The sequence below is a fragment of the Cohnella candidum genome, assembly GCF_003713065.1.
Classification (GTDB): domain Bacteria; phylum Bacillota; class Bacilli; order Paenibacillales; family Paenibacillaceae; genus Cohnella; species Cohnella candidum.
Window position 1 is genome coordinate 3,790,277 of sequence record NZ_CP033433.1, and the last position, 17,864, is coordinate 3,808,140.

11 protein-coding genes and 1 pseudogene are annotated in these 17,864 nt (G+C 47.4%); all 12 read right to left on the bottom strand.

Annotated features, from left to right (window positions below; translation table 11 throughout):
• Nucleotides 1-55: 55 nt before the first annotated feature.
• Entirely contained in the window at nt 56-2,341 is a 2,286-nt protein-coding gene (locus EAV92_RS17295; RefSeq protein WP_123042246.1) for a hypothetical protein, read from the bottom strand.
• 14 nt (nt 2,342-2,355) lie between these two features.
• Complete coding sequence (locus tag EAV92_RS17300) at nt 2,356-5,769, bottom strand: hypothetical protein (RefSeq protein ID WP_123042247.1); 3,414 nt, start codon at nt 5,767-5,769, stop codon at nt 2,356-2,358.
• Nucleotides 5,766-6,743 carry a glycosyltransferase family 2 protein gene (locus EAV92_RS17305; RefSeq protein WP_164472824.1) on the bottom strand — a complete coding sequence of 326 codons (978 nt, stop codon included), beginning with the start codon at nt 6,741-6,743 and terminating at the stop codon, nt 5,766-5,768. The genes EAV92_RS17300 and EAV92_RS17305 overlap by 4 nt, the downstream gene beginning before the upstream one ends.
• Nucleotides 6,740-7,687, bottom strand: coding sequence for an NAD-dependent epimerase/dehydratase family protein (locus tag EAV92_RS17310; RefSeq protein ID WP_241158576.1), 948 nt, complete (start codon nt 7,685-7,687; stop codon nt 6,740-6,742). Before EAV92_RS17310 ends, EAV92_RS17305 begins: the two co-directional genes overlap by 4 nt.
• Nucleotides 7,688-7,695: 8 nt before the next feature.
• A complete protein-coding gene (locus tag EAV92_RS25145) occupies nt 7,696-9,600 on the bottom strand; it encodes a glycosyltransferase (RefSeq protein WP_338134420.1) in 1,905 nt (634 codons plus the stop codon).
• A 54-nt stretch (nt 9,601-9,654) separates the two neighbouring features.
• Nucleotides 9,655-10,965 (bottom strand): annotated as a pseudogene (locus EAV92_RS25150) (glycosyltransferase WbsX family protein); the annotation flags it as partial.
• 28 nt (nt 10,966-10,993) lie between these two features.
• The gene (locus tag EAV92_RS17320; protein WP_123042251.1) at nt 10,994-12,376 is read right to left on the bottom strand and encodes a sulfotransferase family protein; all 1,383 of its coding nucleotides are present in this window, start codon (nt 12,374-12,376) and stop codon (nt 10,994-10,996) included.
• Nucleotides 12,377-12,451: 75 nt separating this feature from the next.
• The gene (locus EAV92_RS17325; protein ID WP_123042252.1) at nt 12,452-13,792 is read right to left on the bottom strand and encodes an ABC transporter ATP-binding protein; all 1,341 of its coding nucleotides are present in this window, start codon (nt 13,790-13,792) and stop codon (nt 12,452-12,454) included.
• A 27-nt stretch (nt 13,793-13,819) separates the two neighbouring features.
• Nucleotides 13,820-14,632 (bottom strand): ABC transporter permease, encoded by an 813-nt coding sequence (locus tag EAV92_RS17330; protein WP_123042253.1) that lies wholly within the window; start codon nt 14,630-14,632, stop codon nt 13,820-13,822.
• Between the two features lie 140 nt (nt 14,633-14,772).
• Nucleotides 14,773-15,747, bottom strand: a complete 975-nt coding sequence (locus EAV92_RS17335; protein ID WP_123042254.1) for a glycosyltransferase family 2 protein — start codon at nt 15,745-15,747, stop codon at nt 14,773-14,775.
• Nucleotides 15,740-16,351 carry an adenylyl-sulfate kinase gene (gene cysC, locus EAV92_RS17340; RefSeq protein ID WP_123043787.1) on the bottom strand — a complete coding sequence of 204 codons (612 nt, stop codon included), beginning with the start codon at nt 16,349-16,351 and terminating at the stop codon, nt 15,740-15,742. Before cysC ends, EAV92_RS17335 begins: the two co-directional genes overlap by 8 nt.
• Nucleotides 16,352-16,388: 37 nt before the next feature.
• Nucleotides 16,389-17,795 carry an undecaprenyl-phosphate glucose phosphotransferase gene (locus EAV92_RS17345; protein WP_123042255.1) on the bottom strand — a complete coding sequence of 469 codons (1,407 nt, stop codon included), beginning with the start codon at nt 17,793-17,795 and terminating at the stop codon, nt 16,389-16,391.
• Between the last annotated feature and the right edge of the window lie 69 nt (nt 17,796-17,864).

The following is a 17,864-nucleotide window of genomic DNA, read 5'->3' on the forward strand; positions in this document are numbered from 1 at the left end:
CTTGCTTTTACCTTATTAGAACATATTCCGACGATTTCCGTAACTGTTTGGCTGTTTATTTATCGACAAATTTCAACTTGTGAGGATACTCCAAGTCTGCCCTGACCGGCTGGTTGATCAAGATATGGATCCAATTCTGATCCACCATTTGGACTTGATCGATCGGATACTTTTTACCGTTTTCCGCGACGATAAACTTCGCGTTTTTGATTTTATAGGCTACATCGGGCTTATTGGGCATTAACAAAACGTCTTCATCCGACTTCAAGCCATTCATCCAGTTAGCGTCGGTCAAATTAGCGGCTTGGAAATATTCATCGGCTTTGAACTTGTCCAGATCGTAATAATCCACGTCCCTCATCATGCCCGATATTTCAGAATGGGTAACATCCATCCGGGTCAGATCGGCTGGCAAGGATTGCAAGGTTGCTTCTCCGGTTCCGTTTACGATCCTGACGGGAATTTTCAAATGCTGCTTGGATTCCGGAACGTTATAGGAACCGACTTGCCCATTCCACTCTTTGGACCATCCGTCGTATATGCTTACGATTTTCTTTATCCCCAAGCCTTTGATCCGATTGGCATTCCAAATCGAGGAGTACGATATGTCCAATTCCACGATCACATGGCTCAGTTGGCTGTCCGGAACGGTTACTTGGAATTGGACTCGATTTCCGGCCAGCCTGTTCATCGTCACGGTTGCTTTCGCTTGGACCGTAGCCGGCGTCTGTAGCGGCTTCCAAATTACGCTGTAAGGGGTAAGAGCTACTGGTTCGTATTTCTGCAAAATCTCCCGGTAGAAAAACCAATTCGCCCTCTTCGCCCAAATTTCGTAAAAGTTGAAATCTTCCCTCACGGTGGTAACGAAATCCGGTTTACTTTCCTCAAGCGAACGCATATATCTCTCGCGATTATCGTCGCCTAAAACATGGATAATGTAATCGATGCCGGATGGCTGATACTGGTTCATCATCACTTCCAAGGCGGAAGCATAGGTAGAAAATACTTTCTTGCCTTGCAACAAACCCTGGCTGACGGACTGGAGTTCCGGACCGTAGCTCTTCAAATAACCATGCAATTGCGGCACATAGACTTCTCTAGTGTCGTTCATTTGCTCTAACGTGGAGTAGATTGGCGGAATGATTAATGCAAGGGATATCGCCACCAGAATCGCGTCCATAGCCAGTCGTTTTCGGAACACCGTAATTTTGCTGACAATGGAAACGAAAAGTACTAATTGCAGGGGGATAAACAATCCGGCTTTGCTGCTGCCGAAAGCGTATGCGTAGCCGGCGATCAAAGTGGTCAGCAGCATGAACAGCAGATACAGGTCTTCCCGTGTATGTTTCGCGCGATAGATTTTCAATAGCAAATAACCCATGAAAACCAAGCCGAGAGCTATGCTGGAGTTAAAAGGGATATCATGGACGGTCAACAGCTTGACGGAAGGGGAAGTATCGTAATACCAAAACTGCTCAGACGCCACCCCCAAGAAGTTGTAGCTGAACCAGTTCCAGAAATGGCCGAGCGTAAGGACATTCGCCATGATAAAGCATCCGGCCAACCCGCCGGCGATAAATACAATCGGATGAAGCAGTGACTTCCAGTTCCATCTGACCTTCAGGGCACAATACAGAATGAAACCCGCCAAAAAAGCGCTTAGACCATAATCGTTAGACCATGGAATACACCCGCCGAGCATCGCGCCCCTCAAAACGGAAATCCAAACGGGGTGCTTGATTTTGCCTCGAATAGCATCCGCCCACCCTTTAACAGGCGGTCTTTGCGCCAAGAAGGCGACAAACACGACAAGGAAAGGGAGGAATGCCCGGACCATCCGATCGGAGTTGCCCGGCACGATATAGGCAAGGAAGGAGAACGCAGGGAAGTACGGAAGCATGCCACAGCCCATCATCAGGAAAAGAACCGTTAAAATGAGGCTGGTTCGCGGACTTCTGCGGTTCGATCGGCTCACCACATAAATGGAGATCAGCAACATGAAACTTGTCAGAAAATTCGTCGCGAACAGACTGGCCGTGAAGTTTCCGCCCAGCAAAAGGAGCAACCCCGCATTGCTATAGAGAGGCCCAAGCCCTAAGTAATAATCGAAGTCTTTAAAAGGAATTTGCCCGGCGAACAGCCTGCGGTATCCGTTGAAGTTCTGGAAATCCCCGTCGATCGGGAAAAAGTCCGAGTAGATGATCCGGAAAAGCCCGATATGCAAACAAATTAATAAAGCTAGGACGACATATATAACGATAAGAGCTATGCGTACTTTGCGATTCTCCTCGAGCTTCGCGAAAAAGGAGAACATTTGATTTTTCGATAACCGTGTTTTCAACCTTTAACCCCCGATTATTTCACCAGCTTATAGAAAGCGATGTTGTTCAATTGAATCTGGCGTCCTTCAAACCGGTCTATATCAAGCCGAAGTCCTGTGATATGCCGGCTGAGCAGCCAGGAGGGAGATGACCCCAGCGGAATCAGGACTTTGCCGTCGTTTGCACGGAAGACGACTGACCGATCTTCTCTGAAGGATTCGCCATCCAAGCTCCAGTAAAGCTGGCCGACGAAGGTCCCTTTCGTCTCTGCCCCGAAGTCGATGGCCACGAAATCATTGTCCGATCCTGTCAGCGCCTTCGGGAAACTCCAGACCCAGTAAGGATCGTCACCGACAATCCGGTAGGTTGCGGGAGCCGCTTCCTCCACGGAATGAATTTGTGGAACGGGAAAATCGATGGGCCGGGTTTGTAGCCGCTCCTGTAAAGTCGGGAAATTGCGCCCCCAAGCGACTCCAATGCTCTGGATGTCTTTAAGGTAAAACAGCTTGTTCATCCCCAGTAGATTGTATGCCTCGGCGAACGCCTCAGAATCGGAGGTCTTCCCTTTTACGATCGCGTTTAAAGCAATATTCCGGAATGTAAAGGTCCCAAACGTACTTTCGGTGATTACCAATCCTACTTTCATTGATGCCGTTATTGGCGGAACCGAAAAAGTGTCCATGAAGTGGGTGCCGCTGCTTAAATACGAGGAAGTATAGTTGCCGATTTGCCGTTGGTCGCGATCCAGAAAATCGACATTCACATAGGAGATTCCGTCTCCGCCGGTCACTTGGAAATCCGGATCGGCTTGGATCAGAAATTCCGTTGCACCGTGAATCGGAACGGTTACGACTTCATGGTGCCAACCCGTTTCGTTTTTATTGACAACCAGGGTATGAGGAGCCGAGATCACCGATCGCCCTGCTTCCTGCTGCTTGCTCCAAGTTGGACTTGCTGGAATTTCATTCACCTGAGAGAGGCTTTTATCGAACACTTCGCGATAGCGGTCCGGGCTGAGCAGAAAATCAAGCCCATTTACAGAATCATATCGGTAACCCTGCTCCAGAAGCCAGCGATAGATGCGGTAAGATCGGAGCGACGAGGGACCCCCGTCGTGCCGAATGCTGGGTCCCGCCCATACGACCGCCGGTTTTTCCGCTTCCAGTTTGGAAATGACTTTCGACTGAATTCGCTCGTTTGCGGCCAGGAAATCCGCCGAGTACAGTGCAGGGACTCTTTTATTCGCAACGTAGTAATACAAGGATCGGTCGGTAAGGTCATAATAGGTTTCTCCTTGGCGGAGCAATCCGTTCAGCGTCGAATGAAAATTCAGGATATCCTCCAACTTTGCGTTCTCCATGTAGGAATGCCCCAACATCGGCAACCCCACTTTTTCACCTTCTACGTATTTCGCCTCATTGGGAACATAAATATTCTCAATGGCTTTCGCCTGAATGTACGGAACCGGCTGATAGACGAAAACATATTTCATGCCTAGGAGAAGGCCCGCCATTATGACCCAGAGCCTATTGGATTTGGATTTCAAGAGGAGGGCGAACGCGACGGGGAGAACTGCTCCGAAGAACATCAACGTAATCGTTCCGGGGCGATTGATCGATGCCGGATCGATCCTCCCCATGCTATAAGGCATGACGGTGATCACCAGCAATCCAGCCGAGATCGCCATCACCAAGGTAGGAGTCAATCGCCATTTGGTGCCCTGGTTTCTGATTTCCCTCATTCCGATATACCAGAATAGAATAAAACTGAGCAACAATCCTCCGATTCGGAAGGTTTCCCATAATAGCTTGTTGAGCAAAGCTGAACTGAACAAATGCGGGAAATAATCAGGAACCACTTTATCTCGGATGAACGTTATTCCGTATGCCGTCGTATTTAGTGAACCGTTATCGATCAAGAATCCGACCAAACCCAGAAACGGTTTGAATAGCACGACCGCGGCCGCCGCATTCAAGATAAGGATTCCGGCGAATGGAACTCTGTGGCGATTCCAATAAAAGGACGGCCATTTCTCCTTAATCGTTTTGATAACCATGACCACGGCAAAGGGAAAAGACGCCAGAGAGGTTGCCATGCCGACGGAAGGATTGAAAAAACTATGTACGGCGCTCAGGACCAACCAAAGTTGCAGCCAGATCATCGGTCTGGACAGCAATTTTTTGTTCGCCAGCACCAGCAGCACGATCGGCACGAAATAAATGCGGTCCGTATTCGGCAATATGAACGTAGAAATCAATAGTGCCCACATGTTTCCCACGGTCCGTGAAAGCAAAAAAGCGGTAACCGCCACGAATAGAGCAGTAAACACAGCGTACGACTGCGTAACCGTCTCCATCGTGCCGTTCAGCAGGAAGTCGTTGATCGCGCCATATAACATGCCGCCGATTCCCTGGACGGAAACGAAGTCCGTATACATCTGCTGATGAAATCCGAAGATCTGCTGCCAAGCGATCATGATTTCCCCCAGATGAAAATCATCGCTTGCGAAGGCCGTGTATTGGGGAATCCGAAACGCGATGAAAACCGCAATGGGAATCAACGCGGGAGTCATCACCAAGTCCTGAATCCCGGCCAGATCCCGATTCGCATTCCGAACCCAGAGGAACGCATGGGATAAGAAAAGCAGAACGATCGCGATCCCCACGAAGATCGATAAACGCGCAGAGTACCCATTGGAGTGGATATTGTTTTGATAGAAGTAGGTTTGATTAATGAATACCAGCAGGAGAAGCGGGGTTGCGCACTGGGAAAGCATGAGGATACGGCGAATAGTAATCGTAGGCCATTTTCGGAATGCGATCGCCGAGAAGGCGAAGGATATCAACGTCAATCCCGTGATTGCTTTGGCCGCAAACGCCTTGTGGCCGATCATCCATTCCGGGGCCAGCCACTTCAGTAAAGCCGTAGCCGCAATCATCGAGAAATAGGCGAATACGGGGAAAATCACGACCGAAGAAAAGCGGAGCAGCGCTTTTTCGCGATCTTGATCGCTGATGTAGAAATAACTCGCGGCAGCCATGCACCCGTACAACATTAGTTCAACGTGGGGCAAACTTCCGCGAAGCATGGTGGTCCCAGCCAGAAAGCTGAAGAAACCCAACATGACCGATTGAATGGAGTGCTTGGCTTCGGAGCCCTCCATGTTTTCCAAAAAGCGTATTCCGTTTGTTTTTTTGAGAACAACCACGCCGATTAAATAAAAAACGATGAACGACACTAAAAATGCCGCCATAAAATAATAGTCGAAGGTTTTATAGAAGTCGTTCCAAGTCGTGCTCCCGACGATTAAATCGGGGTACCCCTGCTTCCCGTTTTTCAGCAGAGGAGTTAGAAGCAGGGTGAAACACGCGCTCAGAACCGAACTCAATATCGCATTCGTAGCAATATTTTTTTGGGAAGCGAACCAGCTCTGAATCTTCTCGATCATTGTTTTGCTCCCTCGCGCAATTTCCAATTTTTAAGAATGAAGTTTAGGGTACGCAAAAATCCATGTTTATAGAATCGGTACTTCCGAATGATCCGAACTCTTTGCCAAAACCGGAATCGAGGCAGCCTCGAGAAAACATCCGTTTGTTCCTTGTCAATCTCGCTTAGCCATTGGCCATATGTGTCGTAAAAACACAGCGCCTGTCGTGCGAAAGGAGTTAACGACAACGGTTCGAACAATTTCGCCCATAGCGTTCTCAAGGTAAACCCTTTGGCGCCGATGGTGTTCGACCCATGCTGCCTGTAAAGGATGGTGCTTTTGCCCAAATAGCCGATACGCCCCAAACCGCAGGCGGCCAAAGCAATCCACCAATCATGCATGATGCAAGTCTGAGGAATCGGCCGAACGATTTCCGCTAAAGGCCTGTTTAACATCATGGTACAGCCGGTCACGACATTCTGAACGAGAAGCCGGTTCAACTCGATCCGATCGGGATTCAGCTTCTGGTACCTCCAAAAAGAATCGGAGATGATTTCACCCGTTTCATTGCAAACTGATAGATCCGTATGGATCAAAATCGGGTTTCCGGGATATCGCGTTTCCCACGCCCGCATTTCAGCCAAAGTATCCCGGATTTTGTGCGGGAGCCATATATCGTCCTGATCGGCGAACATAAAGTACAGGTGGTTGGTTTTGCTCGATGCATGGGCAAGCAGACGGTCAAAACTGCGCTTCACGCCCAGGTTGCCGGACGATTCGTCCACCCAATCAATGCGAAGCCGGTCTTGATACTCCCGGATCGTGTTTACCGAGTGGTCAGCAGAGCCGTCATCGCGAACCCATAAGACGAAGTCCTTGAACGTCTGGGCTACGAGGGAATCCAAAAAATCGCGCAGATACTTCTCTCCGTTATAAACGGAGAGCAATACCGCAACTTTCCCGGAATGTGGTTCCATGGTCCCTCCCCTGATCACTTCACGATCTGCTCGAATTGATAAAAGGCAGCAGTCCGCTTTAAACCTTCCACGAAATCCACTCGCGGTTCCCAATTCAACTCCTGTTTGGCCTTTCGGATATCCAGTATGTTTACGGGCACATCGAAGTTCCTTCCGGGGAGAAAACGGACTTCCAGCAGCTTGCCTGTCACGATTTCGATAGCCGAAACGACATCCGTCAAGCTCTTTCCTTCGCCGCTTCCGATATTAAACACTTTATGGGAGCCCGTTTCGTCCATGACTCGGACCAGCGCCGCCACGACATCCTCGATATAAACGTAATCCCGGATGACTTTGCCGTCTCCCCAGATTTCAAGTGTCTCGTTTCGGTATGCTTTGCTTAAAAAGTTCGCGATGACCCCCTGGCCGGTCCCTACCCTCTGCCTTTCGCCGAACGGATTCGAAATCCGCAAGACAGAATAATCCAAACCGTATAGCTCGTGGTACATATGCAAATATTTTTCGTTAGTAAGTTTATGGATCGCATACGAGTTCGTCGGCCACGTCGGGTGCTCTTCCGGAATCGGCACGACTGCCGGCTTGCCGTAAACGGTTCCTCCGGATGAAGCGTAAACGATTTTCTTCACCCCGGAGTTTTTGGCCAGATCGAGCAAATGCAAGGTGCCAACGACGTTCGTGGCGACATCATGGGATGGGTTATCGTTGGCAACCTTCGGTGTCGTTGAGCTGACCAGGTGGAAAATCAAGTCCTGGCCTTGAACGGTCCGGGCCATAAGATCCTGATTGTCTAAATCTCCCTGGATAAAGGCAAACCCGTTATACGCATTCATCTCCTTCAAAACCGGGTGAAATGCGCTCTTCGCAAAAACCGTCACCCGGTGCCCCTTCTCTAGCAAATCCAAACATAGGTGGGAACCGATAAATCCAGTTCCGCCTAAAACTAGGCAATTCAATGGTTCCACCTCATTTTTCAAGAATTCGGAACGATTCCTAAGTAATTCTGAAGGCTTGTCCGGTACAGTTCGACCTTTTCCCTGGAAGACGCGGTCACTTCGAATACGTCCAAAATATAATCTTGCACTGCCGTCACTTCCCGGTAATGCAGTTGTTTGTTCTCGCTGGTCGTCACGCTGTTGGAATGCCTTCGGTGCATATTCAGAGGGGCCGGGACGTAAGATATTTTGCCTTTTTGAAGCAACCACACGTAAAACATCCAATCTCCCGCGATTTTATAGTCGGGAAGCCGCGGCAAGATTTCCGAATAGTCCATGTTTTTAAAGACCGCGCCGGACACGTTGGGAATCGTGTTTTTGACCACGAGCGTATCCCGAATTTCGTGTATTCCTTCCCGAATATACGCCCTTTTCCATTTGTCCCGATCCAACTCGTTCGTGTAGTCCAGATAATCGGAAGCCAGCAAATCGCCGCGTTGATCGATTTGTTTTGATTGTGAGTAGCTTAAGACGACATCGGGATCGTAATGGAAGCCCCTCATGACTTCTTGGAGAAACCGGGATGAACAAAGGTCATCCGCTTCCGCGATCCAAACAAACTCCCCTTCCGCTTGATTGATCCCTTTGGCCCATTGTTTGAATACCGAGCCCGAATTACTGGCACTCAGCTTTTTTTTCACTCTCAAGTGCCGATCGGCTTCGAACTGCTGCAACCAATTCCTGCTTCCGTCGGATGAACCGTCGTCCAACAGGACAAGTTCATAGATCGGATAGGTCTGGTTCAGAATGGAGTCGATCCGATCCGGCAAGTACTTCGCATAATTGTAATTCGGCACGATGGCCGTGACTCTTTTGAATTCATGGCCCAGCACATCCAACAATCGATAAACGTAAGACAAAAAATAAAACCGGCTCTCGACCAACCGGATCGCGGCCGCTCCTTTCCGTTCTTTTGCTTCCCGATCCGAAAGCATCCGCAGGACGGCGGCGGCCATCTCTTCCGTATTCAGATAATCGACCAATGCGCCGGTTTGCTCGGTTACGATATCGACAAAGCCGCCCGCCTCCCGGAATCCGATTACCGGCACTCCAACGCTTAAAGCGTCCAGCACCACCGTAGGAAACGGGTCCTCTCTGGAAGTCAATAAATACAAATCGGCTGCCGCGTAATAAAGGTCGATGTCATTTGCCGGATCCAGAAAGATTACGTTCTTCTTTTGTTCCTCTTTAATCGAAAAGAACACGTTCGGCTCTCGGCTGCCCACCCATACGAAGTACGTATTCCGGTCTGCTTGCCTGACTTTGGACGCGACTTCGCAAAACAAGTCGATGCCCTTTCTATGGTCGGCAAACCCGACGCCCAATACGATATGGGCCTCCTCAGGCAGGCGATGCATGGAACGGAACTTTTCCCGAGCCGCGGATTTCCGATCTTTCAGTTTATTTACTTTAAATAACCCTTGCGGCATAATGACGGATTTTCGAGTATCGATGGGACAAATTTCGTTGAATTTTTCATGAACGAACCGGGAAGGAAAAACGACGCAGTCCGCGTTTTCGGAAATTTTGCGAGCCTTTTCTTCCGCTTTATATTGATGAATCACGCCGGGCAGTTCATGGATCAACGAGAGACAGCGTATGCCCGCAGTCGAGAACTTCTCGACGAGCTCGCCCGAAATCACGGTGTTGCAAATCGCCGTTCTGAAATCCTTCTTCCATAGCTTCGTTGCAAGCTCTTCGAGCGCCTCCCTTTGATTCAACACCTGCACGTTTCCGTATTTCTTAAATTCCGGAAGCAAAACGCCGCCTTCCAGACATATGATTTCCAATTGGTATCCAAAGTGCTGGCGCAAAGCTTTGGCGATGTGCAGAGCCAGAAGCTGAGCCCCGTTAAAGTGGGCGTTATGCGTGACGAGAATCATATTCCGCTCGAAATGATTCTTCGATTCGATCAAGGCTTGCCGGGTAGCTTCGAGATGCGCATAACCGTATTTACGGTCAGGCTCCAAATACGCGCCTTCCGCCCATTCATTCCAAGCGTTGACGAAAACGACCTTGTCGTCTCGAAAAGTGGATTCGGTGTGCCGAATCACGTTTTTCAGCCAGGTTTTGTACAACTGAGGAGAAGCATGATGATACACGGTACCGCCATCCGGCTTCCTTGCCGTATTATCCCAACTCGGACTTACGCCTTTGTACAGCTTGTAATCCGTTTCATAAACATACTTCTTCTCTTCTACGTACTTTTTATAATCAAAGACGAGCCCTTTAAAGTTGGGATTGATGATATCCAGTTTTCCGTTGATCAGTTCGCAGCCCTGCTCATGCATCGAATGAGGAGGAAATTCTACCAGCCCATCCAAGCCGTAATCATCCGGGTGCCGAATGTTCCAGGACACGCCGAGCAGATGAATTTCTCCGAGCCCTTCATCCTTGCAATATTTTCGCCACCGCGCCGCGGTTTGCTTGAAATCAGGAAATAGCCCCGGGCGGTAAACGATCACGACGGGCTTCCCATTTATTTTGATGTAACGGCGGTCATTGAGATACCGGCTAAAATCCTGTATGAAAAGAAGATCGTCTTCCTCGGAATACTTCTGTTCCATCAGGAGATTTTGCTCTTGGCCATCCCATCTTCTCGACCAATTTTCGTTCGCCCAGCATAAGCAAAAGGGCAAATCAATTTCCGGGTGCTCCAATAATTGGTTCACGGGCCTCTCCAATAACCGTTTGCCGCTAAACCAATAATGATAAAAACAAAACCCGTGAACTCCGTACTCTTTCGCCAGCTCCGCTTGACGCTTCATGACGTCGACTAGCCTCAGATCATAAAACCCGAGCTCGTCCGGCAGACGAGGCTGATAATGGCCAACATATTGGGGAACGGCCTTGCTCACGTTCGTCCATTCCGTGAAACCTTTGCCCCACCACAGGTCGTTTTCGGGGATGGGATGGAACTGGGGCAAGTAGAAAGCGATCAGTTTTACGTCAGGCTGCACGAAATCGGACGAATATGGAACGTATTCGTCCGACTTTCTCTCCGCTCGGGCCAGCAGATCATGGATATACCGGTCTCGGTCATCTTGAAAGCTTCTGGCTGATTCGTCCGGATAGGCATCTTGATCGGCAAGCGAACTATACCAGACCTGATAGGCATCCGTACGGTGCAGCAGGAAGCGAAAAGAACGAAAAAAACCGTTTTTCATCTTCGTTCTAAGGCGATGCGAAACAGGCAGCCGGAGATAGATGCCCCTTAGGAGCTTTTTCAGCGTACCTTTTACGTTCATGTTGGAGTGCTCTCCTAACCGCGGAAGATTAACGGATCCATCTATCGAACTTTCTCGAAACTTTTTGCAACGATGAGGAGTTGATGTCGGTTACTTGCAACTGTATCTGTTGAATTTGCGTTTGCAATTGCTGAATCTGGGATGCAAGTTCCGAGTACGCTACGGTATTCTTTTTAATGATTTCAATAAACGCTTCCCTCACCTCAATCGAATCTGTCGTAACTTTCAATTCAACTTCCAATATGCCGGCTTCATCGTCGAATCCCGGCAATCGGAATATCATTTGCGGATCTTTGTTGAGACTTATAAAGTCCAGGCCGCGTCCGTCGCCGAGTTCCTCCACTTGAATCAAATTCTCGGTCGTATCCAGCTGAGCATCCGCGATAAGATCAATTTGCATTCCGTTTCCATCCGTAAAAGCAAGCTTACGGATAGAAATCAAGCCCGGTTGATCTATCGGGTCGATTCTGACAACTTTGCCGGAAGCGAGTGGAAAGCGAAAAGTTTCGTAACCTGTTGAGGGATCGACGTTTGCCGACAAGGAATGATGCTCGACGAACGTTTCTTCGTTGAGCTCTTTCCAAAAAATTTGCAGCTTCGGCTTTATCGACGTCGGAAGCAGCAACCGTCTCCACTTTGAAACTTCGTTGTATACCCGGTCAATTTGAAACTGGACGGCGGAATCGTCGGCCACGCCATTTTTATCGGCCAGTTCCAGGGAAATCGAGTAGGCCTCGACGATGGATTGCGTGACTCGTTCAGAATTCGCCATATTTTCCAGAGATAGCAAATCCGACTTTTTGTGCCGCAGCGAAGGGTTGATGATCTCTTCGGAAATTTGATGAAAGTCAGCTTCGACATTCATGAACTTGCCGAGACGCTGAAGCTGAATAACCGGATTTTCCACGAATTTGTCGTATTGAACAACCAGCCTGGGAAATCCCTGCGAGAAATGGAGCGCCGACAAGGTGTACAATTGCCAAATCCCAGCCGCTTTTGAAAATTCAATTTCGTCCCGATTGGCCAAAGAAGAAGCCACGTCGATCGGATTACGAACGGGAATTACAAATTGCAGCTCGATATCCAGCCTTTTTAAGGCACGAATCCACAACGGAATCAATATCGACGTTCTGGGGTCCTTCCATCCCCACATGGATTGAGGCACAAAAGTTTTCTCGACCAGGGAAACGATCTGCTCTTCGAAAGGCTTGAACTTGTCCTTTGTCCACCATGAATCGTCCAGCGGAGCAGATGCATGCCATTCGATTCCCAAAGCCTCGAGAATTTCATCGTTCAACCGGACGATATTCTGGTGCTCCCAAAAGCCTTCTTTGTTATCTTCCTTTGCCTGAAGCAAGTCCACTTCCTCTCCGAAGTAGACCCCAAGAGCGTTAATCGCCCTGGCGATCAACGATGTACCGCTTCTATGCATGCCTAGGACGCAAATTGCTTGTGATCTCATCAACCCCAACACCTCGGTTTTGCTCTATTTCCCTGACTGCACTTGAATTTCGACTCGGTTTTGAACGAGAAAATCCACGATCCCGGTACCTCTTGTTTCCATTCCTGTATAATGGAGCACCTTGAATGCATAATGATCCACCGCTCTGGCTACGTACATTCCGGTAGAGTCCACGATTCCGCAATTCAAAAAATAATTGCCCGGCATGAGATTCGCGCAAAACGTATAATCGACGGTCACGGCAGTTCCCTTGCGGATGGATACGCCTTTCCCTTCTAGTGCCGACGTTGCCCCACCGAGTTCCAGGCCGCTTTCTGTTTTGATCAGCATGCCGAATCGCACGTCTTGGAAATCGCCGGTAAATTCCACCGTATAACTCCAAGTGTACCTTTCCCGCGGAATGAGAAGGTTAACCTTTTTCCCCTCCGCATTCCGGATTTCACAATGAACGATATCGGCACCATGGGATTCGTAGACAGTACCACTATAAACGAAATGGGGATCGAACATAGAATCCATGGGTACGGATTCGGTTGCGCGGAGAGATGCCGCCAGGTTAGCATCTGCATCCTCCGAATAAGGGGATATCGCCTTCAATTCTTCTCGCAGTCCAGCTTTTTTGTCTGCCGGAGCATGGACAAATTTTTGATACAAATTGACCACCGTCTTGCTGGGCCCAAGCAGGAGTTGCTCTCCGCCGTCCAACAATAAGGCCCGATCGCACAACTGCACGACCGTACTGCCGGAGTGGGAAACGAACAAGATCGTGCCGCCTTGCTGTTTGAACTCTTCAAGCTTGGCATAGCATTTACGTTGGAACAACTCATCTCCTACCGCCAAAGCTTCATCCACGATCAGGATTTCCTTCGGGACCATGGCTTGAACCGCAAAAGCCAAACGGACCGTCATTCCGCTGGAATACGTTTTAATAGGCTGATCAATAAAATCTCCGATATCGGCAAAAGCGACAATCTCTTCATATAATGAATCCATCTGCTCACGTGAAAATCCAAGAATCGTGCCGTTCAGATAGATATTCTCTCGCCCGGTGAACTCCGGATTGAAACCACTGCCCAGTTCCAATAACGCAGCGACTCGGCCGTTCACCTGAATATCCCCAAATGTAGGAGTCAACGTTCCGGCGATCATTTGTAATAGTGTACTTTTTCCTGATCCGTTTTTTCCCACAATACCGATGGTTTCGCCTTTTCTAACATCGAACGAAACATCCTTAAGAGCCCAGAACTCTCTATAAAATTGCTTATGACCTCTAAAGATTCCCTGCTTCAATCGGTCGACAGGCTTGTCATAAATTTTATAACACTTGCTTACATCCCGAATTTGGATCGCAATCTCTGAGTTCATAGATATCCCCTTGGATCGCACTATGATTTACAAAATGTCAGCGAAAGTTTTCTTTGTTTTTTGAAACCATACTAATCCTGCAAAGCTAATGATAAAGCCAATGAACAAACTGACGAACCACGACAACCAATCTGGCGTGTTTCCCCAAATCATGACGCGGCGCAAGTCCTCAACGACATACGTGAGAGGGTTAAGGACGTATAAGATTTTGATCCCATTAGGGATCGAGGAGATGGGGTAAAAAATGGGACTTAAGAACATTAGTGCCGTTAGTCCAACCCCAATGATGTGCCCAATATCGCGTAGAAATACACCCAATGATGAAAGAAACCAGCCAATGCCCAAAGACATGAGCATTATAGGCAACAAAACGACGGGCATGAGAATGATGGTCCAATTGATGACGCCCGTGACAAATAATTGCACGATGATCAAAATGAACATACTTATAATGCCCTGTATAAGCGCAGAACCTAAAAGCACAACGGGTAAAATCTCTAGAGGGAACACTACCTTTTTCACATAATTGACGTTAGTCAATATTAAACCGGGAGCTTTGCTTATCAGTTCGCTAAAAATGTTGAACGCGATTAGACCGCAAAAAATTATGAGAGCAAACTCCATTTTGCTTGAACTGCCGGCTGGCCAGCGCGCCTTAAACACGCCACTGAAGACAAAGGTATAAATAGAAATCATCAGTATTGGAGTAACGAATGTCCACAGAATGCCTAAATAAGACCCCTTATATCTTGAGGAAATTTCACGTTTCGTTAATTGTAAAATTAATTCCCGATGTGACCACATCTGTCTGAAATGTAAATAGGGATTCCAATCTTGCATTTCTTATTACTCCTTGAATTTCCCATAATCGTTTTCTGAAGTGTTTCAATTATACCATGCTGTTGATAGATTGTGACGAATTTGGACAGCTTTCAACATTATCCAAAGCAAAAAACCGGTTCCTCATGGACCCGGTTTAATCATTTCATGGCATTGGTAAATGCCCCGCTATCTCTTATTATCTTCACCCATATCTTCTGATGCATGCTGAACCTCTTACGAATATAAATCGGTAACATATAGTACCTTTTCCCGAATTGTAACCCAAAAAACTTCATGGTTAAGTCCAAGAATAATACGGCAAACCATCTCCACGCCCTTTTCTCGACGATACCACGTAACTGAATTTTCAACAGATTTGTTCCTGTTTTACCGACTGAGGAATACGGCATAAATCCTTCATTCATCCTCATGGATACGCCGTTATCGAAGAAACGCTTAAACTGCTGCATCAAAGAATAATTATGTGAATGCAAGACAACCGCCTCAGCAGCATAAAAAACGGAATATCCAGCCAAAATCCCCTTCGCCGCAAAGAACATATCCTCGTTAAAAATGACGGGAGCCGGGAACTGCCCCAACTCCCTGAATGTTTCTTTCCGCATGGCGGAACAAACATTTGAACAAAAAAATGCCTTAATCCCCAAAGATGCTATATCCTTAGCGCTCTTTTTCAAAGAGATAGATGGATAATTGTATTCCCTCGACAACTGTTCCAACAGGTTGGCATTAGGCTTGGCGATTTGTCTAGCGTATGAACAACAAACATTGGGATCCGTCAACGGATTAATCAGGTTCTCAATAAGCTTCTCACCCGCAGGAATAGCATCTTGCGTCATGAACATGAGAATATCGCCTACTGCCTGTTCTGCAGCGTAATTCCGAGTTCCTCCGTGATCGAACTCCTCTTGTTCAATGGAAAACACAGTTGCGCCAAGCGATTTTGCCAATTCTGCCGTTCCATCAGTGGAAGAAGAATCAACGACAATAATCTGAGCAGGGACCAGCGTTTGTGCCCAGAGGCTTTGTATCAAATCTTTTAATTCTTGACCTGCATTCCATGTCGGAATGATCACCGAAACAGTTAGTTTTGATAATGAATGTTCTTTAATCATTGTTCACAATTCCACGACTCTCTAAAAACAGGTAAATTTTATTTACGCTCTCCTCTATTGTAAGAAGGTCAGTTTCAATAATTAATTCCGGGTTTTCAGACACTTCATATGGCGAGCTAATTCCGGTAAAATCCTTAATTTCACCTTTGCGCGCCTTTTCGTAAAGCCCCTTAGGGTCCCTTAGTTCACATGTCTCAAGGGGACACTTAACATAAACCTCGATAAACTCCCCTTCTTCAAAAAGTGCCCTAACCTCCTTACGATCTTGCAAGAACGGGGAGATAAAAGCGGAAATACAGATAACGCCTGAATCCACGAATAACTTTGAAACTTCACCAACCCTGCGAATGTTTTCTTTCCGATCTTCAGCAGAGAAGCCTAGATTTTTATTCAGTCCAAGCCTTACGTTATCGCCGTCCAAAACATAAGACTTCATTTCTTTTTTGAAAAGAAGAAGATCCAATGCGTCCGCTATCGTGGACTTTCCAGAACCGGAAAGTCCCGTTAGCCATATCACAAAGCTCTTATGTTTGTTTATTGTCCGCCTCATTTCTTTAGTTACTCTATAACTTTGACGCTTAACGTTATTAGCATTTATATTCATGGAATCCACTATTCTTCGCCACCCTGTCGATATATATTCAGTATGCATTTCGGTTAACAAGTCCTTTATAAATTGTCTGCCAGATGATTTTCAGGTCAAAAAGAAAACTCCAGTTCTCGAGATAAAACAAATCATGGTCGATACGATCCTTAATCGAAGTGTCGCCCCTAAGTCCACTCGCTTGCGCCCACCCCGTAATGCCCGGTCGGATATGGTGCTTCACCATGTACTTAGGAATTTCATCCTTGAATTGTTCAACGAAATATGGACGTTCTGGCCTAGGACCAACTACGCTCATATCCCCAATAAGAACATTAAAGAATTGCGGAAATTCATCTAGGCTGGTGCGTCGAAGGAAAGTTCCAAACTTCGTACGCCGCGGATCGTTTTCAATGGTCCACTTAGTATCGGAGATGATAGAGTCGGAGACTCTCATGCTTCGAAATTTGTACATTCTGAAAGTTCTGCGGTTCAAGCCCATTCGTTCTTGGCTGAATATTATCGGGCCGGGAGAAGTCAATTTAATGCCAACCACAACAAACAGCATCAACGGGGAAGCTAGTATTAGTGCAATTAGAGAGAACACAATGTCAAAAGTCCGTTTCAGCAGGCGATTGCTAATTTCATCCAAGGGAATATCGCGAACGTTGATCAACGGAATGCCGGCAAAGTTATCGAAGAATGGGCGGGAAGGCAGCACGTCGAAGTAGTCAGGAATGATTAATGTCTTCACCCCTGCGTTATCGCAAAAAGCGATGATGCTCGCGTACATGCCGTGAGCTTCCAGAGGTAAGGCAATAATCACTTCGTCGATCGGATGCATGCGCAATGTTTCTTCCAAAGTGCCAATTTTTCCAAGTATCGGCTTAAAATGTTGATGTTCGAACTCATGCTCTTCCCGTTTGTCGTCCAGAAAGCCATAAACCTCGTACCCCAACTCTGGATGCAGCAGCAAATTCTCGTAGAAGTTTCGGCCTACCGAACCCGCTCCAAGAATCAAAACATATTTCCGATTGTACCCCTTGCTCCGGACACGATATAGAAAAGTCTTCAATACATATCGGTAGGAAAGGAGAAACACCACATCAAGGATGAGAAACATGACCAGGAATTCCCGTGAGATATGTAACTCTTTCGCAGCATACAGTGCACTCAACAAGCCAAGGAAACTGATGGAATGAACCTGCAAAACCTTCAGAATATCTGCCGAAAAGCTCTTCTTGCGTCTTGGCGTGTAAAACCCGACATAAAAACCTATTAATATTGAAATGAAAGAGTACACGGTACCCCACATGAAATAATTTCTGAAGGGTAACGTCTGCGCAGAGGGAAAAAGTCCACTGTTAAATTTGATCCAGAAAGCCGCGATAAAGATCAGCAGCATGCAAGCAGCGTCTGCCAGTACATACAGTTGTGTAAGGAACCGCTGATTTTGGCGAATCATAGAATCACCCTACATGATTAATTGATACTAATATTTTATCACGCTCCACGCTGGGCACATAGTGGAAGT